Source organism: Staphylococcus americanisciuri (genome assembly GCF_024814435.1).
GTDB lineage: Bacteria > Bacillota > Bacilli > Staphylococcales > Staphylococcaceae > Staphylococcus > Staphylococcus americanisciuri.
Genome location: NZ_JANUXY010000004.1, coordinates 137,452 through 161,146, shown reverse-complemented (window position 1 = coordinate 161,146; position 23,695 = coordinate 137,452). Strand labels below are relative to the sequence as shown.

Annotated in this window: 22 protein-coding genes; 6 read left to right on the top strand and 16 right to left on the bottom strand. The window is 36.7% G+C overall.

Features of this window, described 5'->3' with window-relative positions:
* Window positions 1–10 precede the first annotated feature (10 nt).
* The 15 genes from NXS11_RS05275 to NXS11_RS05205 all read right to left on the bottom strand — a co-directional run bounded on the left by NXS11_RS05275 (window position 11) and on the right by NXS11_RS05205 (window position 15,480).
* Window positions 11–727, bottom strand: coding sequence for a GntR family transcriptional regulator (locus tag NXS11_RS05275; RefSeq protein WP_259199596.1), 717 nt, complete (start codon window positions 725–727; stop codon window positions 11–13).
* Window positions 728–729: 2 nt separating this feature from the next.
* The gene (locus NXS11_RS05270; RefSeq protein WP_259199595.1) at window positions 730–3,081 is read right to left on the bottom strand and encodes a DNA translocase FtsK; all 2,352 of its coding nucleotides are present in this window, start codon (window positions 3,079–3,081) and stop codon (window positions 730–732) included.
* Between the two features lie 139 nt (window positions 3,082–3,220).
* The gene (gene rnjB / locus NXS11_RS05265) at window positions 3,221–4,894 is read right to left on the bottom strand and encodes a ribonuclease J2 (RefSeq protein WP_259199594.1); all 1,674 of its coding nucleotides are present in this window, start codon (window positions 4,892–4,894) and stop codon (window positions 3,221–3,223) included.
* Between the two features lie 344 nt (window positions 4,895–5,238).
* Window positions 5,239–7,332, bottom strand: coding sequence for a polyribonucleotide nucleotidyltransferase (gene pnp, locus NXS11_RS05260; RefSeq protein ID WP_259199591.1), 2,094 nt, complete (start codon window positions 7,330–7,332; stop codon window positions 5,239–5,241).
* 162 nt (window positions 7,333–7,494) lie between these two features.
* Window positions 7,495–7,764, bottom strand: coding sequence for a 30S ribosomal protein S15 (gene rpsO, locus NXS11_RS05255; RefSeq protein ID WP_103358270.1), 270 nt, complete (start codon window positions 7,762–7,764; stop codon window positions 7,495–7,497).
* A gap of 104 nt (window positions 7,765–7,868) precedes the next feature.
* Complete coding sequence (locus tag NXS11_RS05250) at window positions 7,869–8,840, bottom strand: bifunctional riboflavin kinase/FAD synthetase (protein ID WP_259199589.1); 972 nt, start codon at window positions 8,838–8,840, stop codon at window positions 7,869–7,871.
* 16 nt (window positions 8,841–8,856) lie between these two features.
* Window positions 8,857–9,774, bottom strand: a complete 918-nt coding sequence (truB, locus tag NXS11_RS05245) for a tRNA pseudouridine(55) synthase TruB (protein ID WP_259199587.1) — start codon at window positions 9,772–9,774, stop codon at window positions 8,857–8,859.
* Between the two features lie 103 nt (window positions 9,775–9,877).
* Window positions 9,878–10,222 carry a 30S ribosome-binding factor RbfA gene (gene rbfA / locus NXS11_RS05240; protein ID WP_259199586.1) on the bottom strand — a complete coding sequence of 115 codons (345 nt, stop codon included), beginning with the start codon at window positions 10,220–10,222 and terminating at the stop codon, window positions 9,878–9,880.
* 202 nt (window positions 10,223–10,424) lie between these two features.
* Window positions 10,425–11,267, bottom strand: coding sequence for an urease accessory protein UreD (locus tag NXS11_RS05235; RefSeq protein ID WP_259199585.1), 843 nt, complete (start codon window positions 11,265–11,267; stop codon window positions 10,425–10,427).
* Window positions 11,267–11,881: an urease accessory protein UreG gene (ureG, locus tag NXS11_RS05230; RefSeq protein WP_259199584.1), complete on the bottom strand. Its 615-nt coding sequence runs from the start codon at window positions 11,879–11,881 to the stop codon at window positions 11,267–11,269. Before ureG ends, NXS11_RS05235 begins: the two co-directional genes overlap by 1 nt.
* Before the next feature lie 11 nt (window positions 11,882–11,892).
* A complete protein-coding gene (locus NXS11_RS05225) occupies window positions 11,893–12,582 on the bottom strand; it encodes an urease accessory protein UreF (protein WP_259199582.1) in 690 nt (229 codons plus the stop codon).
* Window positions 12,575–13,027 carry an urease accessory protein UreE gene (ureE, locus tag NXS11_RS05220; RefSeq protein WP_259199581.1) on the bottom strand — a complete coding sequence of 151 codons (453 nt, stop codon included), beginning with the start codon at window positions 13,025–13,027 and terminating at the stop codon, window positions 12,575–12,577. Before ureE ends, NXS11_RS05225 begins: the two co-directional genes overlap by 8 nt.
* An 11-nt stretch (window positions 13,028–13,038) precedes the next feature.
* Window positions 13,039–14,754, bottom strand: a complete 1,716-nt coding sequence (gene ureC, locus NXS11_RS05215) for an urease subunit alpha (RefSeq protein WP_259199580.1) — start codon at window positions 14,752–14,754, stop codon at window positions 13,039–13,041.
* The gene (locus NXS11_RS05210) at window positions 14,751–15,164 is read right to left on the bottom strand and encodes an urease subunit beta (protein ID WP_259199578.1); all 414 of its coding nucleotides are present in this window, start codon (window positions 15,162–15,164) and stop codon (window positions 14,751–14,753) included. The genes ureC and NXS11_RS05210 overlap by 4 nt, the downstream gene beginning before the upstream one ends.
* Before the next feature lie 13 nt (window positions 15,165–15,177).
* Window positions 15,178–15,480: an urease subunit gamma gene (locus NXS11_RS05205; protein ID WP_259199577.1), complete on the bottom strand. Its 303-nt coding sequence runs from the start codon at window positions 15,478–15,480 to the stop codon at window positions 15,178–15,180.
* A 430-nt stretch (window positions 15,481–15,910) separates the two neighbouring features.
* Between NXS11_RS05205 and nikA the strand changes: the two genes are divergently transcribed.
* From nikA to NXS11_RS05175, 6 genes are all read left to right on the top strand, one after another.
* Window positions 15,911–17,389 (top strand): nickel ABC transporter substrate-binding protein, encoded by a 1,479-nt coding sequence (gene nikA / locus NXS11_RS05200; protein WP_259199575.1) that lies wholly within the window; start codon window positions 15,911–15,913, stop codon window positions 17,387–17,389.
* Window positions 17,386–18,360 (top strand): nickel ABC transporter permease, encoded by a 975-nt coding sequence (gene nikB, locus NXS11_RS05195; protein WP_259199574.1) that lies wholly within the window; start codon window positions 17,386–17,388, stop codon window positions 18,358–18,360. Before nikA ends, nikB begins: the two co-directional genes overlap by 4 nt.
* Entirely contained in the window at window positions 18,360–19,181 is an 822-nt protein-coding gene (gene nikC, locus NXS11_RS05190; RefSeq protein ID WP_259199572.1) for a nickel transporter permease, read from the top strand. The genes nikB and nikC overlap by 1 nt, the downstream gene beginning before the upstream one ends.
* Window positions 19,174–19,932, top strand: coding sequence for an ATP-binding cassette domain-containing protein (locus tag NXS11_RS05185; RefSeq protein ID WP_259199571.1), 759 nt, complete (start codon window positions 19,174–19,176; stop codon window positions 19,930–19,932). The genes nikC and NXS11_RS05185 overlap by 8 nt, the downstream gene beginning before the upstream one ends.
* Window positions 19,933–19,945: 13 nt before the next feature.
* Window positions 19,946–20,635 (top strand): ATP-binding cassette domain-containing protein, encoded by a 690-nt coding sequence (locus NXS11_RS05180; RefSeq protein ID WP_259199569.1) that lies wholly within the window; start codon window positions 19,946–19,948, stop codon window positions 20,633–20,635.
* Window positions 20,636–20,904: 269 nt separating this feature from the next.
* Complete coding sequence (locus tag NXS11_RS05175; protein ID WP_259199568.1) at window positions 20,905–21,429, top strand: ClbS/DfsB family four-helix bundle protein; 525 nt, start codon at window positions 20,905–20,907, stop codon at window positions 21,427–21,429.
* A 167-nt stretch (window positions 21,430–21,596) separates the two neighbouring features.
* Here the strand turns inward: NXS11_RS05175 and infB are convergent, their stop codons facing one another.
* Window positions 21,597–23,693, bottom strand: a complete 2,097-nt coding sequence (gene infB / locus NXS11_RS05170; protein ID WP_259199567.1) for a translation initiation factor IF-2 — start codon at window positions 23,691–23,693, stop codon at window positions 21,597–21,599.
* Between the last annotated feature and the right edge of the window lie 2 nt (window positions 23,694–23,695).

The following is a 23,695-nucleotide window of genomic DNA, read 5'->3' as shown; positions in this document are numbered from 1 at the left end:
ATTTTTAATCTTATAAACGCTTCCTTACCGTGCGAAACTTGACAAGGCTACCTTTGAAATAATTCAGTGAATATAACACTGGTCTACCTTCTGTTGTATAGTGCACTTGTCTTAACAGCATTAAACCTTCATGCGGGTCCGCATCTAATGCCTCTGAAATATAGGGCTCATAGCTAACTGTCTCTATCTCTGTTTCCGCATATGTGATCGTCTGCTGCGTCTCTTTTTCAATCGCTTTAAGTATGGAAGTCTGTTGGTTATGTGTGCAGAAATATTGCAACACATTCTCTGATACTTTGTCTAAACAATATACTACCGGTTGATCATCTGCGGTACGAATTCGCTCAATAACAGTAATAATCGCACCTTCTGGAAGATTCATCACTCGACAATCGTCACATGATGCTACTTCTTCATCTAAACTTAAAAATACTGTTCCTTCACGATAGCCTTTATCCGTAATCATCTGTCCAACACTCATGAGCTCATCAAGCGGATAGAAGAAAGGTTGCGATTGTTTGACACGCACACCTTCTTCAAAGTTCTCACTCACAATTTGCTCTGTCACTAATTCGTGGATGGCACCTTGTACATCATCTGTTTTAACGTCACATGCACGCGCCATAGACAACAGACTTGGCAATGATTCTCCTGGCTTTAACTGCTGCTTATCGATTTCTGTTAAAATCCATTCTTTTACTTTATTCACGTCAGGATTAATGGACACATTTACACCTCATTATCATTTAAATCAACTAATATTTGTCTTGGCTTACTACCTTTTTGAGGACCGATGACTTGATTGCGCTCCAGATCGTCCATAATGCGAGAAGCCCGATTATAACCTATGCGAAATTGACGTTGTAACAGTGATGTACTCGCTTTTTGCTGCTCAATCACAAATAGATACGCTTCTTTATAAAGTGGATCATCACTTTCGGTTCCTGCTTCCTCAGTTTGTGCGTCAGGTGTCATCTCTTTCACGTAGTTCGCGCGCTGTTGCGCCACAACATAATCCACTACTTTTTGTACTTCACCATCACTAAGAAAAGCACCTTGAACACGTGTGCGCGTTGAACCACCATTTTTAATAAATAACATGTCTCCTTTGCCTAAAAGCTTTTCAGCACCACCACTATCAATAATAGTACGAGAATCCGTTTGCGAACTCACTGCAAAGGCAATGCGAGATGGTATGTTATTTTTGATGAGACCTGTAATCACATCAACTGACGGTCTTTGTGTTGCAATAATCAAGTGTATCCCAGCTGCTCGTGCCATCTGCGTAATACGTGTAATGGCTGTTTCAACATCTTTTCCTGCCACCATCATCAGATCAGCTAATTCATCTACAATTACCACAATATATGGTAAGAGTGGGTGTTTTTCATCTAACGCTTTATTCTGTTGTTCAATGTATGCATTATACCCTTTGATGTTTCGTGTGCCAGAATGTTGGAATAAATCATAACGACGTTCCATCTCAGCTACAACCTTTTCAAGTGCTTGTGCCGCTTTATGTGGATTGGTTACAACCGGTGTGAGCAAATGTGGGATGCCGTTGTAGACGTTCAATTCTACCATTTTAGGGTCTATCATCATCAACTTAACTTCATGCGGTTTTGCATTTAATAGTATACTTGTAATCATGCCATTGATACAGACAGACTTACCACTCCCCGTTGAGCCTGCAACGAGTAAGTGTGGCATTTTGTCCAACTCCGCCGTAATCGGCTCTCCAGATATATCGCGTCCTAGTGCGACTTCAAGTTTGTTCGCAGCTGGAAACTTCTCATCAAGTACTTCTTTCAAAGTCACAAGTGAAATCTGATCATTTGGCACTTCAATCCCCACCGCTGACTTACCTGGAATAGGTGCTTCTATACGAATATCTTTAGCGGCAAGTGCTAATGCTAAGTCGCTATGCAAATTGACAATTCGACTTACCTTGACACCTTGTGCAGGTTGAATTTCATATTGTGTCACTGCTGGTCCAATTCGAATCTGTGTCACTTTGGCATTGACACCAAAATTTTTCAATGTCGTTTCTAATAACTTCCCTTTGCGCTGTACATCAGCTTTAGCAATAGCTTGTTGTTTTTTCGGTGGATTCAACAATGAGAACGGTGGCAGTTGATACGCTTGATTCTCAATTTCCCCTGCGTCGGTGATTGAACCTTCTGCTTGTGTATCATCGCTATCTGCTGCTTCAGCCTGCTTCAATTTTTGTGACCGAGTCAAATCATTCTCGCTTGGTTTTGTCGCTGCCGAATTATCCTCGTAAGTCTCTAGTTCACGTGACGCTTGATGTCTCAGGATAGGTATAGACGGCGTATCATCTATTTGCTCATTATGTTCAACTTCTGGAAAATCACTCACATCAATCGGTGCTGTTTCTTGTGCTTCTCGCTGTTGACGCTTGCTTTCTTTCTTCTCATTCTGTGCCAGACGTCGCTGTTCCCTTACTTTTGTCATTTTAAAAGAAGCATTTGTAACAATTTGTTTGAACTTCTCAAACCATATTTTTACAACGTCACGATGTCGTTTTTTCAACAACAGTATCACACTAGAAACCAATAATAGAATCGTTAATAAAACAACACCTGCCAATGAAATAAGAGGTGAAAATAATGAGATAAGATAATAACCTAAAACACCCCCACCAAAATTCGGAAATCCGCCTTTATCATATTGATTGAACACATATGACAACACAGGTTCGCGCTGAGCTTGGATACCACCTACAACACGAAAATATAATTGGGCAACAAATAGTAGTGCGACTTGCAACAAAACACTGCCTGGCACACGTCTTGTTTTGGGAAGTTTGCCATTATATGCTAAAAAGCCAGTCGCCAATAAAATTAAAACATAAGTTAAGTAGCGTGTAAGACCAAATAAGTAATTAAAAAAACTGTCGATGGCAACACCGATTAAGCCTAGTTGAAAAATTCCAAGCATCATCATGATCACAACAGCAATTGCTATGATAAAGCGTAATGGTGAATCTTTTTGCTTCTTCTTAGGCGTACGTTTTCTACCGCGCGAAGTTTTGGGTTTACGCTTTTTCGTTTGCGCCATACATCGTCACCTGCTTCTTTCCTTCATAATATGTATCTATGCGTGATGTAAAAAAGCGAATCTGCTCTTCAAAACAATTAAACATTTCAAAGAGTAAGATTCGTTTTTTAACGATCATACGATTGAACGCATCAATAAGTTAAATTTCAGAAATAACTGGAATAATCATTGGACGTCTGCGCGTACTTTCAAATAACAACTTACTGATTTGATCGCGCATATTTTGCTTAATTTCTGACCACTCGATGCGTTTTTCTTGTAGACCCGCTTCTACAATTTCACGGACTTTCTCTTCTGCTTCTTTAAGCAATGCCTCACTTTCACGGACATAAACAAAACCACGTGATTGTATTTCAGGACCTGCAGCAATACGTCGATTTTTCGGATCAAGCGTAACAACAGCAATGAAAATACCATCTTCCGCTAATAAATGACGGTCGCGTAATACAATATTACCTACGTCACCAACACCAATACCATCTATCAAGACATTGCCTGCATTCACTTTTTCATTCAATGTCATATCTTCACCATCAAAGTTGATAACATCGCCGGACTCTACCAAGAATATTTTTTCTGCTGCAACACCTGCTTCACTCGCAAGCTTAGCGTGTGCAATTTGCATTTTAAACTCACCTTGAACTGGAATGAAATACTCTGGTTTCATCATATTCAACATTAATTTGAGTTCTTCCATACAACCGTGACTTGATGCATGGATTTTTTTGTTATTCGGAATGACAATTGCTCCAGCTCGAGCAAGTTCATTCAACGTATCTCCAATGATTACTTCCATATTCGCTGAAGCTGTAATAGCTAAGAATACAGAGTCCCCACGTTGGATGTTCATAATTTTATGTTTGTTTTGTGCCATTTGATTCAATGCTTCAACAGGTTCACCTTGCATGCCTGTTGCAATAATAATCACTTCATTTTTTGGATAATTTTCAACTTCATTAATTGGAATTAATAAATCTTTAGGAATGTTGAAGTAGCCCATTTTACGCGCAATACTGAATGAACTTTCAAGAGAACGCCCCAAGAATGATACTTTACGGTTCAGTTTGCTTGCGATGTTTAGCACTTGTTGAATGCGAATAAAGTTAGACGCATAGCAAGACACAATAATACGTCCTTGCGCTTTGGTAAAGGCATCAAACATATGACTTTCAATTACATTTTCAGGCGTGTTATAGCCAGGTTTTTCCGCTTCTGTAGAATCACTTAACAGTGCAAAAACACCATCATCACCAATCTCTGCCATCTTTTTCAAATCAGGCGCATAATGACCGTGTAAACTTTGGTCAAACTTGAATTCACCTGTATACACAATTGCACCGTATGACGTATGAATACATACACCTAAACTATCTGGGATACTATGCGTTGTATTGAAGAACGTCACGTTCACATTCTTAAAGCGCATGACAGATTCATTATTTACGACATAGTAGCGGATTTTTTTATCGATTTGACGTACACGCATATTCTCTTTAATCAATCCAATTGTTAACTTAGAACCATACACTGGCGCCTCGACTTGTTCTAACACATACGTTACAGCACCAATAGCATGTTCGTGACCATGTGTTAAGAAAATCCCTTTCAACTTATGCTTATTCTCAATAACATATTGGATGTCTGGTATTACGATATCAATACCGAGCATTTCATCTTCTGGGAACTTGAGTCCCGCATCCAACATGAACATCTCATCATCGACTTCAACAATATACATATTTTTGGCAATTTCACCGACGCCGCCGAGTGGAATAATGCGTATATTTTTATTTTTCTTTTTTACTAAATTCAAAATGTTACCTCCTAATAAATATAACCCGTCCATATTACAGTCATACTTTATTATAGTAGATATTAACAACTCTGTACACTGTTAAAGAATCCATTACAAAATAAACGATTAATTCTCTCTTATATCTCTAATTTGTAATTAATCATCATCACCAATCTTATCCCAAACATTGTAATTCTTTCGGACAGAAAACCCATTAACCACTATAATCAGTATCGTAATCACAATATTTTATAATTTTTAGTCGTAATACCATCAGCGATACTATTGAACAGTCCAAAAAACAGACAAATGCGCTTAACAGCCTCTCATTTGTCTGTTTTTATATAAATTATTTATTGTACCTATAACAGAACTTTATGTGACGCATTGACACGACCTTGTTTGTCGATTTCAGTGACTTTAACTTTAAGGGTATCACCGATTGCCAATTTATCTTCTACTTTATCGATACGCTCTTTTGAAATTTGTGAGATGTGTACTAAAGCATCTTTACCTGGGAACAATTCAACAAACGCACCAAATTTTTCGATACGTTTCACTTTTGCATCATAAACTTGACCCACTTCCGCTTCACGTACGATACTTTCAATCCATGCACGTGCTTGATCAATCATCGCTTGATCCACTGAACCAATGTAAACTGTACCATCTTGTTCGATATCTAGTTTAACACCTGTTGCGTCGATAATTTCATTGATTTGTTTACCACCTGGCCCGATAACATCACGAATCTTTTCAGGTTTGATTGTCATGATTTCAACTTTTGGCGCATATGCACTTAATTCAGAACGTGGTTGACTAATTACTGATAACATATGGTCAAGAATTGCAAGACGTCCTTTGCGTGCTTGTTCCAATGCTTCTTCAATCACTTCTTTAGTTAAACCATCAATTTTAATATCCATTTGGATCGCTGTAATACCGTCTTTCGTACCCGCTACTTTAAAGTCCATATCACCTAACGCATCTTCCATACCTTGAATGTCTGTTAGGATAGTGTAACTTTCTTCACGTGTTACTAAGCCCATTGCAATACCAGCTACTGGAGCTTTAATAGGTACCCCTGCATCCATCAATGCAAGTGTTGAACCACAGATAGATGCTTGTGATGAAGAACCATTTGATTCTAAAACTTCACTCACAATACGCACTGTGTAAGGGAATGTTTTTTCATCTGGAATAATATATCTCAATGCACGCTCACCTAAAGCACCATGACCAATTTCACGACGACCTGGTGCACGTACAGGGCCCGTCTCACCTACTGAGAAGTTTGGGAAGTTATAGTGATGCATAAAGCGTTTTTGTTCTTCTTCGCCTAATCCGTCAATCAGTTGATATTCAGAAATTGAGCCGAGTGTTAATACAGACAGCGCTTGAGTTTGACCACGTGTGAATAGACCTGAGCCATGTGCACGTGGCAATAAGCCAACTTCTGAAGATAATGGGCGAATCTCATCTGGTTTACGACCATCCGGACGAATCTTCTCATCTGCAATCAAGCGACGTACTTCTTCTTTGATTAACTTATTAATCGTTGCATTGACTTCTTTAAGCACTGCTTCATTATCTGAATCTTCGTCATCTTCAAACTGCGCGAGAACACGTTCTTTAATCGCATCTAAATTCGCTTCACGTTCTTGTTTGTCGAATGTTAAAATCGCTTGGTTTAAACCTTCTTGCTGTGTTAATTCCACTACACGATCAATCAATGTTTGGTCTTTTTCTTCCGGTACAAACACTTGTTTCTCCGGTTGCATTGTATCGATAATCTCTTGTTGGAACGCACATAAACGTTTGATTTCTTCATGACCAAAAAGAATCGCTTCTAACATCTCTGCTTCTGTAATTTCACTCGCGCCTGCTTCAACCATGTTAACCGCATCTTTATGACCAGCTACTTCAAGGTCTAAGCGTGATACTTCCTTTTGCTCGAGGTTTGGATTGATTACATATGCCCCATCAATATAACCAACATTCACACCTGCAATTGGTCCTTGGAATGGAATATCTGATAAGCTTAACGCCATAGATGAACCAATCATTGCCGCCATTTCTGGTGAACAGTTCGGATCTGCACTTAATACGATATTCATAATTTGAACATCATGGCGATAACCGTCTGGGAACAGTGGACGGATTGGTCTGTCAATCAAACGCGCTGTCAATGTGGCCTCATCGCTTGGACGTCCTTCGCGTTTTTTGAACCCGCCTGGAATTTTACCTGCCGCATACATTTTTTCTTCATAATTAACTGTTAATGGAAAAAAGTCCCCATCGCGTGGTTCTTTTGATGCTGTTGCTGTAGATAAAACAACTGTGTCGCCATAACGAACAAGTACAGCACCGTTCGCTTGTTTTGCTAATTGTCCCGTTTCTATTGTTAACGGTTGGTTTGCCCATTCCGTTTTAAAAACCTTTTTTTCTTGAGACATGATGAATCTCCTCTCCTACTTACTGTTTAAACATTTCGTTCCTTATTTATGCATACAAATATTATAGCTTACATTATGAGCGTTGAATAGTAAAAAAGGAAAGAAACCAAGTCATTGGTTCCTTTCCATTTAACTTTATCTCCGCAAATATATCGCTTAAGATTAACGACGAATACCTAAAGATTTGATAAGTTCACGGTAACGTTGGATGTCTTTATCACGTAAATAGTTTAATAAGTGACGACGACGTCCTACCATTTTTAATAAACCACGACGTGAATGGTGGTCTTTTTTGTGTGTACGTAAATGCTCGTTTAATGCAGTGATTTCTGCAGTTAAAACAGCGATTTGTACTTCAGGAGAACCTGTGTCTGTTTCGTGTGTACGGTATTCTTTGATTAATTCATTTTTACGTTCTTGTGAAATTGCCATGTGTCAATTTCCTCCTTTAAATTTGTAATATGCCTTAATCTGAGTGAGGCGTCGGAGTTTCAACCTACCAAGACTAAGGTCTGTATGTCTCATATTGCTAGACCTTAAATATTATATGATACATCATCTTCAAAATCAACCGCTAACAAGTATTTCGCACGCTCTTTATCTTGATTAATTTGAGCGACAAGTGGATCGATGCCATTGAATTTCATCTCTGGACGAATATAATGATGCCATGTCACAATCACACGCTCACCATAAATATTTTCTTCAAAATCAAAAATATTCACTTCGATTACAATCTGTGGCAAGTCATCGTGAAATGTTGGTTTAACACCTACATTACATACGCCACGATATACTTTATCGCCTGTACCAATTTTCAAGCTAACTGCATAAACACCTTTAGCTGGTAAAACATAGTCATCGCTCAACTGAATATTTGCGGTTGGAAAACCAATGGTACGCCCTCGTTTCTCACCTTGAACGACCGTTCCTTTAACTTGATAACGATAGCCAAGCGCTTCATTGACTTCTGCTAATTTGCCTTGTCTTAAATTGCGACGAATTGCTGTTGTTGAGATTTTTTCACCTTTTAAGTCCTGTTTGCCAACCGTGATACATTCAATTTTATCCGTATGTTCTTGAAGCATTGCCATGTTTCCTTTTCCGTATTTGCCGAACGTAAAATCAAAACCTGCAACTGCGACTTTCACATGATTGTTCACTAAATAATCACGGATAAAATCCTCAGGTGTCACTTCTGCAAAACGACTTGAGAAGTTAATAACCAAACAATAATCGATACCTTCCGCACGCAATAATTCAATTTTGTCATCAAGTGGCGTTAAATATGTTGTACGCTTTTGTTTTGGATTCAGTACAACTGACGGATGTGGATCAAATGTCATCACTGCCTTCTTCAAGTCACGCTCAGCCGCTACTTCATTAAGGCGTTGAAATAAAGCACGATGTCCACGATGCAAACCATCAAAAAAGCCTAACGCAATCGCAATATCTTCTTGAATGTATTGATCATGTTTTATCGGATGTGTAATTTCAATAACTTCCATGTTATGTCATACTCCTTTAGTTAAATACCTTTTTCGGTTTAATCTCATTATTTCGCGATGGATGTACTTCATAAATCGCTAACACTTTCTCAGATTCTGGGTTATACATGACCACTGATTCTTCAAAATCAATATCAAATTGCTTGCGCTCAAATTTCTGACCATTTTCAATACGCTTCACAATTTGTGGATCGTGTACTTCATAAATAGGCAATGCTTTCAAGCCATACACTAAGGGCAACAACGCATCTGTTAACGTATTAGCAGTATGACGCGCTTGAATATCCTCTAATGACAACGCTTGATTTATATCAAAACCGCCACTGTTCGTACGTGTCAAACAAGACATATGTGCTGGATAACCAAGTGACCGTCCAATATCTGTTGCCAGTGTACGTATGTATGTCCCTTTTCCACACGAGACAATGATATCAAAAACAGCTTGTTCATCTACGTATTTCACATCCGTCACACGTTGAATGCTGTAAATATGCACTTGTCGTTCTGGACGTTCCACTTCTTCGCCCTTTCTAGCATATTCATATAATTTTTTGCCATTCACTTTCACAGATGAGTACATCGGTGGAACTTGTTTGATGCAACCAATAAACTGCTTCAACACCTTATCTACGGTCTGATTCGTCACAGCACTTTTACTCACTGATTGACATTCCAGCACCTCTCCAGTTTGATCTTCTGTTGTTGTTGAAACACCTATTGTCACTTGAGCATGATACATTTTCCCCATATCCATGACATATTCGCTAACCTTTGTTGCTTGTCCGATACAAATTGGAAGCACACCGTCCACTTCCGGATCTAATGTTCCTGTATGTCCAACCTTTTTCGTTTTGAGAATCTTACGTAACTTAAATACCACATCATGACTCGTCAAACCACGTGGCTTGTAGACAGGTAATATACCATTGTACATAGGCGCTGCTCCTTTATAAATATTTCGATCAACGTTGTAACAACAAAAGCTAGGATATATGATTCATCGGTTTAGACCGTTGACATACCCTAGCCTTTCACTGTTAATCTTGTTTGTGTAAACCTTGAATGAGTTGTTCGATACGATTACCATATTCAATCGATTCATCATATTCAAATTGCAGCTCAGGCACAATGCGCAATCTCATGCGTTGCCCAAGCTCTGATTTTAAAAATCCTGTCGCTTTCTCAAGCCCTTTGAATGTATCTTGACGTTCTTTATCATTACCAAGCACTGTGAAATACACCTTTGCCAATGATAAGTCGTTTGTAGGTTGTACATCTGTAATCGTTAAAAATCCAACGCGTGGATCTTTTAATTTATTGTTGATGATATCCATTAATTCTTTTTTCATCTGTTCACCAACACGTTCAGCTCTCATGTTCATCTTTTTCACCTCTTTAACCATGTGTTGCCTATTCACTTCAATACCTCATTATATATGACTGTATCGAGACACGTCAATGATAGGCATTTTATTAATAAAGAGATGATTTCTGAAAATGCAGGATAAATCAACAAAACATCAGCCCGTACATAATCATGCATAAGACTGATGTTGATATTCAAATGTTATCTATTGATTTCAGTTAATATTTTCTTAAAAAATTAACATCTCTATGAAATATACGACTTACAATATATTTTTGGATATCATACAAAATGCCCTCAATAAGTTGTGTCGAATTCGACAAAATACGAACAGCAAATCCATGTGTTGGCAATTGTGTTATCCCAATTTGACACGCACATTCTTGATGAAAATGTTGAATTTGAATATATACATCATCAATAAAGTTGTGATCGACTTCAGGATTAATAAAAAAGCAAGAACCTAAATGTGTGAATGATTCCATATAACCAAGTCCACCTAGTTCATTTTGGGAAGGCGCCAATAACAAATTATCAAAAGTGACAAGCTCATCGTCAACATATATTTCATTCAATAAATGCATATAAGTATAACTAAACTTTTTGTCATCTGAAGAATAACCAGGAGTCAAAATATCTGTGTAATATAAGGAGGCATTACCAGCCAACTTAAATGTATTATGCTGGAAAAACTTCGCATTTTCATACGCAATGACTGGGTCCCCTATATACTCTAAATATCCATTATCTTTTATCGTAAAATGTTGATATTGTTCCACATGATCATTTAAAGTTTTATAAATCTTTGTGGCACCTTGTGAGGTTAAAATAACACTAGCATCTTCCTCAACAGTAAATGCCATCTTGTAGCGATCACCATCAAGATAACCTCCACCTACGTTTACAATATAGAATGTAGGAATATCTGAATCATTCAAATAGATCGGACGTATCACTTTAAGCGCCTTTTCAAAAAAGATATCTCTCGCTACTGATTTCTCACCATTATTAAAAACCGTAACATCTAACTGCCCTGTCCAGCTATGTTTTGTTTCAGACATTAGTTTAATCCTTTTAGTAGCACTTCTTGATCTATCCATTCTAAAACCTTATCTAATCCTTCATCTGTTTTAAGATTTGTAAAGACAAATGGGCGTTCACCACGAAATAGCTTAGTATCTTCTGCCATACGGCTTAATGATGCCCCTACATAAGGTGCTAAATCTGTCTTGTTAATAATAAAGAAGTCAGATTTAATCATACCTTGACCACCTTTTCGAGGTATTTTCTCACCTTGTGCAACATCAATAATATAGATTGAAAAATCAACAAGTTCTGGGCTGAATGTGGCAGCAAGATTGTCTCCACCCGATTCAATAAAAATAAGTTCAATATCTTTATGTCGCTCAATTAACTCATCAATTGCCGCAAAATTCATAGATGCATCTTCTCGAATAGCCGTGTGTGGACAGCCTCCTGTTTCAACACCGATAATACGATCTGCTGGAAGCACGCCCGTTTTCACTAAGATTTTCTCATCTTCTTTCGAGTAAATATCATTGGTAATAACACCTATACTCATATTCTTAGCCAATTGCTTGACCATTTTTTCAATAAGTTGTGTTTTTCCTGCACCTACAGGACCACCAATACCTATTTTTATTACATCTGTCATATCATTTCCTCCTAAGATACAAATATCCTTACATTGAGTTTTTCATGCATCATTTGGTTGAGTTCTAATCCAGGCGCCGTAATGCCCAACTGTGAGGCGTCTAAACACATAATACGCGCCCTAGCATCTTTCATATGTGGCATCATATGATGGATTACTCTTTGTCCAGCAGTCTGTCCTAATGGAATGGCACGTACTGCGTTTTGAGTAATACTGGAAACATTTTGATAAAGATAATAATCAATGATCGTTTCAACAGCTATATTTAGGTAGTGACCAAGCATTGTAAAACAAATTGCCGGATGTAGTTTTGCTTTCTTAGCCTCGTATTGCGCTTGATACCACTTAATCCACTCACATTCATATAATTCACTGATAACCTTGACAATGCGATGCCCCATTTGTTTTGAACCATTCCTCACTTCACTAGGTAACGTTTGTACAAAAAGACGTTGATCTAAATGTAAAATTTTTGCGGTATCCTTTTCATTTAGCGCTTCATAAACGAGACGCATTGCCAAACCATCGGAATAGGTTAATTGTTCATTCAAAAACATTAAAATCCATTGTTGAAATGTCTCTTCATTATGAACGATATTTCTTTGTATATATGTCTCTAGACCGAACGAATGACTAAATGCGCCTGTTGGGAATTGCGAGTCACAAAATTGAAATAGGCGCAAATACATATCGTTAGTCATGTGAATGACCTATATGTTTAAATGCTTGATTAACTTTTCGTTTTTCACGACTATATGGTAAAGCTAATTCTTTGAGTAGTGCCTCAACTAAATAGTCATATTGAACAAGCATTTCATTTTCTGTAAATTGTGCTGGTAAATGTCTGTTACCTAATTGGTGTGCAATATCGCCCATTTCTTTCAAGTTTCTAGGCTTAATAACTAATACATCTTCCGAATTAACATCAACAATAATCATATTCGTATCATCTTGATATAAAATATCCCCGTATTGTAAATCTACAGGATGTTTCAAACGTATGCCGATTTCATTGCCATGATCTGTCTTGACACGTTGGATTCTTTTCACTAAGTCAGAATTCTCAAGATAGACTTTTTCTATATGTTTGCTTCTCTCAGCTTCCGAAAGATTTGCAATGTTACCTTTTATTTCTTCAATAATCATCTTTCAACCTCCTAGAATAAGAAATAGCGTTGCGTTAATGGCAATTCTGTAGCTGGTTCGCTTGTTATTTTTTCACCATCCACAAATACTTCATACGTTTGTGGATCGACTTCTAATTTTGGTGTTGCACTATTATTTTTCATATCCGCTTTAGTTAGATTTCTAATATTTTTGACTGGTCTTAGTTTACGCTTCAAGCCTAATGTTCTACCGATATCATTATCATAAGCAATTGAAGAAACGAATGTGATAGATGTACTTTGTAAGTTACCACCCAATTGTGCATACATGTTACGGTATTTAAGTGGCTCAGATGTAGGAATAGATCCGTTTGCGTCTCCGTTAATCGCTGAACTGATCATCCCACCTTTGATGACAACATCAGGTTTCACCCCAAAGAACGCCGGTTCCCACATAATAATATCTGCGAGTTTGCCTTCATCAATCGATCCTACATAATCAGCGATACCGTGTGCGATAGCTGGATTAATTGTATATTTCGCAATATAACGTTTGATTCGATTATTGTCGTTATACTCGCTATCCCCTTCTAACGGCCCACGTTGTTCTTTCATGCGATGCGCTACTTGCCAAGTACGCGAAACAACTTCGCCCACACGTCCCATCGCCTGAGAGTCCGAACTAATCATGCTAAATACACCTAAATCATGCAGCACATCTTCTGCAGCAATTGTTTCTTTACGAATTCGAGAATCTGCAAAAGCAATGTCTTCTGGAATAGCTGCATTCAAGTGATGCGTAATCATAACCATATCTAAGTGTTCATCTATTGTATTATGCGTATACGGCAACGTTGGATTGGTTGAAGACGGTAAAATATTAGAAAAAGATGCTGATTTAATTAAGTCAGGCGCATGTCCCCCACCTGCTCCTTCCGTATGATACATATGCAATACGCGTCCATTAATCGCTTCCATCGTTTCTTCCATAAATCCAGCTTCATTTAATGTATCTGCATGTAAAGCAACTTGAATATCATACTCATCTGCTATACGAAGTGAATGATCTAATGCTGATGGTGTTGCGCCCCAGTCTTCATGTACTTTCAGACCTATAACACCCGCATGAACTTGCTCAATCAATGCCGTATGATTGACTGCTTGACCTTTACCAGTAAATCCAACGTTCAATGGAATTGATTCTGCCGCTTCAAGCATGCGATGAATATACCAAGGTCCTGCTGTAACAGTCGTTGCTTTTGAGCCTTCTGATGGACCAGCTCCTCCACCAATCAATGTCGTCGTACCGCTTTCTAGCGCAACGTGTGACTGTTCAGGGTTAACAAAATGAACATGTGTATCAATGGCACCAGCTGTGATTATTTTACCTTCTGCAGAAATAACGTCTGTTGAGGCACCAATAATAATATCAACATTATCCATAATATCAGGGTTCCCTGCTTTACCAATCCTCATAATATAACCATTCTTAATGCCCACATCCCCTTTAATGACTTTGTCGTAATCAAGGATTAGGGCATTAGTAATTACTAAATCTGCAACATTTTTATCATCTCTTGTCACATTTGGGTTTTGAGCCATACCGTCTCGGATAGACTTACCACCACCGAATGAAACTTCATCTCCATAATTTGCAAAATCTTTTTCAACTTTAGCAAATAAATTTGTATCACCGAGTCTTACTGAATCTCCAACAGTAGGCCCATAGAGACTCGTATACTGAGATTGTGTCATTTTAAAACTCATCTATTATACCCACTTTCTTTATTCGCATTATCTTCTGATAATTCAGAAGCATCGATAATTTGTGTGTTTTCTGTGTCGTGTTCCGGTTTAAAGACACGTGATTCATCTATTGGTCCATTGACTTTGCCATGAAATCCATAAATTTTACGCTTTCCACGATAACCAACAAGTTGTATTTTCTTTTCATCTCCCGGCTCAAAACGAACTGCAGCACCTGCTGGAATATCTAACCGTTTTCCATATGACAAGCTGCGATCAAAGTCTAGTGCTGGATTCGCCTCATAAAAATGATAGTGAGAACCTATTTGCACTGGACGATCTCCTGTGTTTTTAACTGTAATGATCGTGGCATCTAGCCCTTTGTTCACATCAATTTCAGTATGTTTAACAATAATTTCACCCGGTTTCATCATGACGCCTCCTTTAGACAATTGGATGATGCACTGTAATAAGTTTTGTACCGTCTGGGAAAGTTGCTTCAATTTCTAAATCTTTAATCATACCTGACACACCTTCCATTACATCATCTTCACTTAAGATCTGTCTGCCGTAGCTCATAAGTTCTGCAACAGTCTTACCATCTCTGGCGCCTTCTAACAATTCGAAACTAATAATTGCTACTGCTTCTGGATAATTTAATTTTAATCCTCTTTTTTGACGCTTACGTGCTAAATCGGCAGCAATCACAAGCATTAATTTATCTTGTTCACGTTGTGTAAAATGCACGTTTCCACTACCTTTCATAAATTAATTATATATATAACACAAAAATGTTATTACAAATTAATAATAAGACTAAAACATTATAACTACAAGTATTACACATTAAATATAACAGAAATTAACAATTAATTCGTTTTCATATTATAATATAAATTAATGACACAATTACTTACACGCATAAAAGTTTGTTATTTTTAACATTTAATATTTTTTAATTGTTTATTATTGAAAAATATGGTTTAGGATATTAATATTGAATAGCAATATAGTTTCACTTTGAGAATCCCTGTTCATAACAATTACTGAATCATTCAATTATATATTTGCATCATTTTTGGCATCTATTAAGTCTTGCCTGAACACTACTAGGAATTCTTTGTCAACATGTGAGATTTTAGTGATTATTCTATTATTTTCGAAATGAGGTATATAAATGAAGAAACTCATTGCATTATTTATTATTGCAATAATTGTTTTAAGTGGCTGTAATGGCGCTAAAAACCAGCCCCATGGTAAAACACTAAATATTGAATTACCGTTAAAAACAACATCCATCGCTCCCTATGAAACAGATGTCCCTGTTAAAATTGGTGCAGCAGAATCATTATTTAAAGCTTCAGCTGATGGCAAGGTTGAAAAACTTTTAGTTAAATCTTATACACAAACATCACCTACGCAATTAGATTTAACATTAAAAGACAATATTAAATTTCAAAATGGTAAACAATTAACAGGCACAGCTGTTAAAGAAAGTCTAGAAGAAAGTATTAAGAAAAGTGATTTAGTCAAAGGTTCATTACCTATTAAACATATAGAAGCAGATGGGCAGAAACTATCCATTACGACAACAGAAGCATATCCAGAATTAGTATCTGAGTTGGCGAGTCCTTTTGCAGCTATTTATGATACGCATGCAAAAAGTGATATCAATCAAACGCCAGTGGGAACAGGTCCTTATCAGATCACTTCATATAAACAATCACAAAAAATTCAATTGCATCGTAATAAAAATTATTGGCAAGGTCAGCCAAAATTAGATTATATTACTGTGTCATTCCAAGAAGATGGTAATATCCGAACAAGTAACCTATTGTCAGGTAAAGCAGATATTATTACCGATGTCCCAGTTGAAAAAGTTCAATCATTAAAAAGCAACAAACACACGCAAGTTTCAGTCGTATCTGGATTTAGAACAAGCTTACTATTATACAATCATACGAGTAACAAAATGACGAAACCAGTGCGTGAAGCTTTAGATAAAGTTATAGATCGTGAAGCAATGACGAAATATGTTTCAAAAGGATATGCTGAACCTGCAACAGGCCCTTTCAATACGAAACTAGACTTTATTAAGTCACAAGATGTACAAAAACAAGATATAGAGGCTGCGAAAAACTTAATGCTGCAAGAGGGATATACAAAAGAAAACCCATTAAAATTGACTATTTCCACATACAATGGTCGACCTGAACTTCCTAAACTAGCACAAGTCATTCAATCAGATGCTAAAAAAGCAAATATTGATATTAAAATACGTAATGTAGATGACATCTTGGGTTTTCTCAAAGATTCAAGTCAATGGGACGCCTCACTTTATAGTTTTGGAACAATTCCTAGAGGCGACACTGGTTACTTCTTTAATCAGGCTTACAAGCCACAAGGTGCAATAAACGACGGTGGTTATAATAATGACAAAGTCACTGCTTTAATCGATACGTTAAATAAAACTGTAGACAGAGAGGCGCGCATTCATATTACAAACGACATCATTGATATCTCAAATAAAGATATTGCAAACAGTTATATTTCATATAATGATACCATCCTTGGTATGAATAAAAATGTAAAAAACTTAAAAGCCACACCTGAAGGTATCTATCTTATTGATTACAAGGTAGATTATAAACAATGATGAAACAGATACTTTCAAAAATCGGACAAATGATCATCGTATTATTTGTCCTTTCTACTATCACCTTTATTTTAATGAAATGCGCACCGGGAGATCCTATTGATAAAATTTTACATCTAGATGTAGCCAATGTATCCAATGAACAAATCGATGCAACCAAAAAAAAGCTAGGCTTAGATCAATCACCATTTATCCAATACTTACAATGGTTGGGGCAAATCATCCAATTAAATTTTGGGACCAGTTACCAAACTGGACAACCGGTCATAAAAGAACTCATTTATTACGCCGTTCCCACCGCATTAATAGGGATATCAACAATTATTGTTGTCTTTATCACAGCAATTCCTTTAGGTATTATAGCTGCTAAATATTATCATACTTGGCTAGACACATGGATTCGTACAATGACATCATTAACTGTCAGTATGCCATCATTTTTCTTAGGCACTCTATTGATCTATATTTTTTCACAGCAATTGAATATATTTCCTTCGTCTGGTATAGATGGCATCAGTTCCTATATCATGCCAGTGACTGCATTAAGTATGAGTATGAGCGCGTACTACATCAGATTAATGCGGTCAAACTTAATAGAACTATACAATTCAAAGGAAGTCACTGCAGCAAGATTAAGAGGTATGCCTGAAAGATATATTTTGTGGAGAATTATATTCAAACCAGCCGTGATACCTGTTATTACAATGTTAGGCATGTCAGTTGGCGGATTATTCGGTGGAACAGTTGTTATAGAAAACTTATTCGCCATTCCTGGCATAGGTTACTTTCTAGTCGATAGTATCAGAGCAAGAGATTATCCTGTCGTGCAAGGCACTGTCATAATGATTGGTTTTGTTATTATACTGGCTAATACTGCATGCGATGTCATACTTTTATGGTTAGATCCAAAACGCCGAACACATAAAAAACATATATCTAATCAACTGAAACATCAGGATGGTGAGTTGTAATGAAACGTATAAGTAAACATAATATGATGATATATATATTTATGATTTACATATTAACGCTTATCATTGTGCAATTCTTTATCTCAACTGAAAGCGCATTCGATGTCAATCTAGCGAATACATTGTCTCCACCAAGTGCGTCTCATTGGCTAGGAACTGATGACTATGGCAGAGATTTATTATCAAGAAGTATGATAGGTGCTAAATATACGCTCTTGATTAGCTTAATGACTTTGCTGATCGCAACGATGATTGGTGTCCCTCTTGGTCTTCTAGCCGGATACAAGAACGGTATGATTGATACAGTAATCATGAGAGCTATTGATATTGGTTTAAGCATTCCCGAATTCATCTTAATGATCGCTCTAGCAAGTTTTTTTAAACCAAGTATTTGGAACTTAGTTATCGCAATTACTTTAATTAAATGGATGACTTATACAAGAGTTACACGTTCAATCATACGTGGGGAAATAGATAAACCTTACATACAAATGGCACAACTTTTCAATGTTCCAACATTCACCATAATCGTTAAGCATTTTTTACCACAAGTGATGCCATCTATTATCGTCTTAATGACTGTTGATTTCGGAAAAATTATGATATACATTTCAACTTTATCCTTCTTAGGATTAGGGGCTCAACCACCCTCTCCTGAATGGGGAGCCATGCTTAATGCTGGTAGAGACTATATTGATTCATATCCTTTACTATTATTAGTACCTGCCTTTTTAATCACGCTAACTATTTTGCTCTTTAATTTGGCGGGTGATGCACTAAGAGATCAATTATTAACAAGAAAGTATGATACAGATGACTAATATTTTAGAAATAACTAACTTAACCATTGAAAATAACATGAGAGAACCACTTGTTCAAAATGTTACCCTAGGCTTACATAGCAGTAAGGTTAATGTTTTAATTGGCGAAAGCGGTTCTGGTAAAAGTTTAACTGCCAAAGCACTTGTAGGTCATGTTCCCAAAACATTAGCTGTCCACTATGATAGTTTGAATTATAAGAATCAAAGTATAGAAAACATGCATACATTATTGGGAAAGGACATAGGTTTTATATCTCAAGATTACACACATAGCTTCAATGATCATACTAAGTTAGGACAGCAGCTCATTGATATTTACCGAATACATTATAACGTCAATAAAAATGTCGCTCAAAAGTTTGTAAAAGCAGCACTCTGTGACGTCAATTTGAATCCAGAATTCATCTTAAAACAATATCGTTTTAATTTATCTGGTGGTCAGTTAGCAAGAGTACAACTGGCAAGCGTGATGATGTTAGAACCAAATTTAATCATTGCAGATGAACCAACTGCCTCACTAGATGTTATAACTGGTTATCAAGTGATGCACTTAATTAAGCGCTTAGCAGACGTACATCGGGTAACTTTATTAGTGATTACACATAACTTATCTCACGTCCTTGATTTTAGTGATTGGATTTACGTTATTCAAAAAGGAAAAATAGTTGATTCCAATCACGTACAAGCTTTCAAAAATCAAACTGTAACACCTTATAGCCTAACACTCTTTAATGCTGGACACAGATTGTGAAAGGATAAATGATATGATAAAAATGACACATATTTACTTTTCCTATAAACATATCCCTATTTTAAAAGATATCAACCTCACCATTAAATATGGAGAAACAATTGGTATTGTTGGTGAAAGTGGCTCTGGCAAAACAACTTTAGCATACTTGATGTTAGGTCTATTGCAACATGATAAGGGCTACATCTCTAAAAATCATACAAACATATTGCCTATTTTCCAACACCCCTACCATAGTTTTAATCCAAAACTTAAAATTAAAACATCATTAAATGAGCCAATCAAATATGATAAAAGTCTAAATTCAAAAACAATTTATCAGCGTATGGAAACATTAATGCAAGAAATGCAATTAAACAAAAAGCTATTAGAGCATTTCCCAGAAGAGCTCAGTGGTGGTCAACTACAAAGATTTAATACATTGCGCACTCTAATGTTAGAACCAGATATGTTAATTTGTGATGAAATAACATCAAGTTTAGATGTACTAGCAGAGCAAAGAATGATTCATATTTTAAAAAATTACTATGAACGAACTAACAAAGGTATGATACTGATTTCACATAACATTGCTTTCTTAAAACAGATTGTAAATCGCATGATTGTCATGAAAAATGGGGAAATTATGGATGATTTTAGTGTCGATCAACTATTTAGTCAACAACGACACCCTTACACAAAACAACTCATCTCTATGTATTAACGTAATCCTATATAACTGATAAACTTCTCAAATTTAATTTTCATTTTAGATGTACGGTGAAATGGGGCATATCATAACACGATGGATCAAATAATGCTTTATCAAACAGATTATTTTGAATGATTTCAAGATAAAAAAACAATATTTCTGAAAAAATTCATAATTAAACTATTTTAATATGCTATTATAATATTAAATAGAAACGGTCTCTGTATTATTCATACTAACCACTCTATGCTATAAAGAATAGAAAGGGATGAAGTATAAAAATGAGAACATATGCAGATAAAAACGAACTAAAAGAAGAAGTGTTAAAGTCTTATAAGAAGTATATTGCTGAATTCAATGACATTCCTGAAAATTTAAAGGATTTTAAGATTGATGAAGTAGATAGGACGCCTGCTGAAAACTTAGCCTATCAAGTGGGCTGGACAACTTTAGTGTTAAAATGGGAATCAGATGAACTGAATGGATTAGAAGTCAAAACACCTTCAGATGCATTTAAATGGAATCAACTTGGTGCGCTATATCAACATTTCACTGATACTTACGCCATCCTAACAATTAAAGAACTGACAAATTTACTTAATGATAATGTACATGCTATATGCAATATGATTGATTTAATGGGTGATGACGTTTTATTTCAGCCTCATATGAGAAAATGGGCTGACGAGGCAACTAAAACTGCAGTCTGGGAAGTTTATAAATTTATTCATATTAATACCGTAGCGCCCTTTGGTACATTCAGAACTAAAATTCGGAAATGGAAAAAAATTGCTTTAAAACAATAAACTCAAACTTTTAAAGTACCAAAAAGCTCTTTTTAATCCCTTTGAGCGTACAAAGAGCACACTTGATTTGAGATTTAAATCAAGTGTGCTCTTTTATAATGTGTATTTTTTAAGTTCATATCTCTACTTCTTTAATAAGCGAAAAATGCTTGAAGTCGTTGATATTCTTATCTTTCTACTTCGACCATCACATAGGCTTCAATGATGTCGCCTTCTTTAAGGTCGTTAAATTTTTCAATCGTGATACCACATTCATAGCCTTGTGCGACTTCTTTTGCATCGTCTTTGAAACGTTTCAATGAATCAAGCTCGCCTTCAAAAATAACGATACCGTCACGAATAACACGAACGCTTGCATCTCTTGTGATTTTACCATCAATAACGTAGCTACCCGCAATTGTTCCAACTTTAGAAACTTTAAATGTTTGACGAACTTCTGCTTGTCCGATGACTTTTTCTTCATATTCAGGATCAAGCATCCCTTTCATCGCTGCTTCAATTTCTTCAATAACATTATAAATGACACGGTGTAAACGCATATCAACATTCTCAGCTTCAGCCGCACGTTTCGCACCTGCATCAGGACGTACGTTAAATCCGATAATAATACCGTTTGATGCGTTGGCTAACGTTACATCTGATTCGTTGATTGCACCTGTAGCTGTGTGAATAATGCGTACGTTAACACCTTCAACGTCAATTTTCATTAATGACGCAGCTAATGCTTCAACAGAACCTTGAACGTCCCCTTTAATAATGACATTCAAGTCTTTCATTTCACCTTGTTTCATTTGTTCAAACAAGTTATCAAGAGATACGTTTTTGCTTTCTTGACGTTGTTGGATAATGCTTTCTTGTTCACGCGCTTCACCGATACGACGCGCTTTTTTCTCGTCTTTGAAGACTACGAAGCGGTCACCCGCTTGAGGTACTGCACTTAAACCAGTGATTTCAACAGGTGTTGATGGACCTGCTGTTTTAATGCGTTTACCAAGGTCATTGACCATCGCACGTACTTTACCATGTGTGTTACCAACGACAATCGCATCACCAACGTGTAATGTTCCGTTTTGAACAAGTAATGATGCTGCTGGACCACGTGATTTATCTAATTCTGCTTCAATCACTGTACCTACAGCCGCTTTGTCAGCATTTGCTTTTAATTCTTGTACTTCAGAGACAAGTATCAACATTTCAAGCAAGTCCTCAATACCTTCACCACTCAATGCTGAAAGTGGAACGAAGATTGTATCGCCACCCCAGTCTTCTGGAATCAAGTTATATTCGGCAAGTTCTTGCATCACACGATCCGGATTTGCAGTTGGCTTGTCGATTTTGTTTACTGCAACGATAATCGGTACTTCTGCAGCTTTTGCATGGTTGATTGCCTCAATTGTTTGTGGCATAACACCATCGTCAGCGGCTACAACAAGAATCGTAATATCTGTTACTTGTGCACCACGCGCACGCATTGTTGTGAACGCAGCATGTCCAGGCGTATCTAAGAAAGTGATTTTGTTGCCTTTGTTCTCAATTTGATAAGCACCAATATGTTGTGTGATACCGCCAGCTTCACCCGCTGTTACATGTGTGTGACGAATAGAGTCAAGCAATGTTGTTTTACCATGGTCAACGTGTCCCATGATTGTCACAACTGCTGGACGTACTGTCGCATCAGCATCTTCTTCAACATCTTCAAAGTAAATATCTAAATCGTTCACATCAATAACAACTTCTTCTTCAATTTCAACACCATAATCTGATGCAATCAATTCTAATGCTTCCACATCGAGTGCTTGGTTGATGTTCGCCATAATACCTAATAAGAAAAGTTTCTTAATGATTTCAGAGGCATCTACACCTAGTTTACTTGCAAGTTCACCGACTGTAATACCTTCTGTGTAAGTGATTTTTGACGGCATTTCTTTCGGTTCAGCTGGCTTTGGTTGTTGTTCCTGTTGTTGCTTTTTATTGTTGTTTTTGTTATTACGTTTGTTCTTTTTACTATTAGGTTGATTCCCTTTAGTATTCTTAGATTGTTGCTTGCCCTTACCTTGTTGTTTGTTACCTTTTGCTTGCTTGTTATCTTTCTTTGGTGCGTCTGCTTTTTTATTAAACACTTTATCTAACATTTTCACATGATCCGCTTCTAACGTTTGCATATGATTTGACACTTCGACACCATTTTTCTTTAACTCATCAATGGCATCTTTGCTTTTGATGTTTAATGATTTGGCATATTCATAAATTCTTTGTTTACTCATTC

What these genes read in the sequence shown, in the direction of transcription:
- ureG (WP_259199584.1), bottom strand. Translation starts at nt 11,881, where the DNA reads ATGACAGATGTAATAAAAATAGGTATTGGTGGTCCTGTAGGTGCAGGA.
- infB (WP_259199567.1), bottom strand. Translation starts at nt 23,693, where the DNA reads ATGAGTAAACAAAGAATTTATGAATATGCCAAATCATTAAACATCAAA.
- ureC (WP_259199580.1), bottom strand. Translation starts at nt 14,754, where the DNA reads ATGAGTTTTAAAATGACACAATCTCAGTATACGAGTCTCTATGGGCCT.
- rbfA (WP_259199586.1), bottom strand. Translation starts at nt 10,222, where the DNA reads ATGAACATGAGAGCTGAACGTGTTGGTGAACAGATGAAAAAAGAATTA.
- rpsO (WP_103358270.1), bottom strand. Translation starts at nt 7,764, where the DNA reads ATGGCAATTTCACAAGAACGTAAAAATGAATTAATCAAAGAATACCGT.
- nikA (WP_259199575.1), top strand. Translation starts at nt 15,911, where the DNA reads ATGAAGAAACTCATTGCATTATTTATTATTGCAATAATTGTTTTAAGT.
- nikB (WP_259199574.1), top strand. Translation starts at nt 17,386, where the DNA reads ATGATGAAACAGATACTTTCAAAAATCGGACAAATGATCATCGTATTA.
- NXS11_RS05250 (WP_259199589.1), bottom strand. Translation starts at nt 8,840, where the DNA reads ATGGAAGTTATTGAAATTACACATCCGATAAAACATGATCAATACATT.
- NXS11_RS05225 (WP_259199582.1), bottom strand. Translation starts at nt 12,582, where the DNA reads ATGACTAACGATATGTATTTGCGCCTATTTCAATTTTGTGACTCGCAA.
- ureE (WP_259199581.1), bottom strand. Translation starts at nt 13,027, where the DNA reads ATGATTATTGAAGAAATAAAAGGTAACATTGCAAATCTTTCGGAAGCT.
- pnp (WP_259199591.1), bottom strand. Translation starts at nt 7,332, where the DNA reads ATGTCTCAAGAAAAAAAGGTTTTTAAAACGGAATGGGCAAACCAACCG.
- NXS11_RS05180 (WP_259199569.1), top strand. Translation starts at nt 19,946, where the DNA reads ATGATAAAAATGACACATATTTACTTTTCCTATAAACATATCCCTATT.
- nikC (WP_259199572.1), top strand. Translation starts at nt 18,360, where the DNA reads ATGAAACGTATAAGTAAACATAATATGATGATATATATATTTATGATT.
- truB (WP_259199587.1), bottom strand. Translation starts at nt 9,774, where the DNA reads ATGTACAATGGTATATTACCTGTCTACAAGCCACGTGGTTTGACGAGT.
- NXS11_RS05210 (WP_259199578.1), bottom strand. Translation starts at nt 15,164, where the DNA reads ATGAAACCGGGTGAAATTATTGTTAAACATACTGAAATTGATGTGAAC.
- NXS11_RS05235 (WP_259199585.1), bottom strand. Translation starts at nt 11,267, where the DNA reads ATGTCTGAAACAAAACATAGCTGGACAGGGCAGTTAGATGTTACGGTT.
- NXS11_RS05270 (WP_259199595.1), bottom strand. Translation starts at nt 3,081, where the DNA reads ATGGCGCAAACGAAAAAGCGTAAACCCAAAACTTCGCGCGGTAGAAAA.
- NXS11_RS05175 (WP_259199568.1), top strand. Translation starts at nt 20,905, where the DNA reads ATGAGAACATATGCAGATAAAAACGAACTAAAAGAAGAAGTGTTAAAG.
- NXS11_RS05185 (WP_259199571.1), top strand. Translation starts at nt 19,174, where the DNA reads ATGACTAATATTTTAGAAATAACTAACTTAACCATTGAAAATAACATG.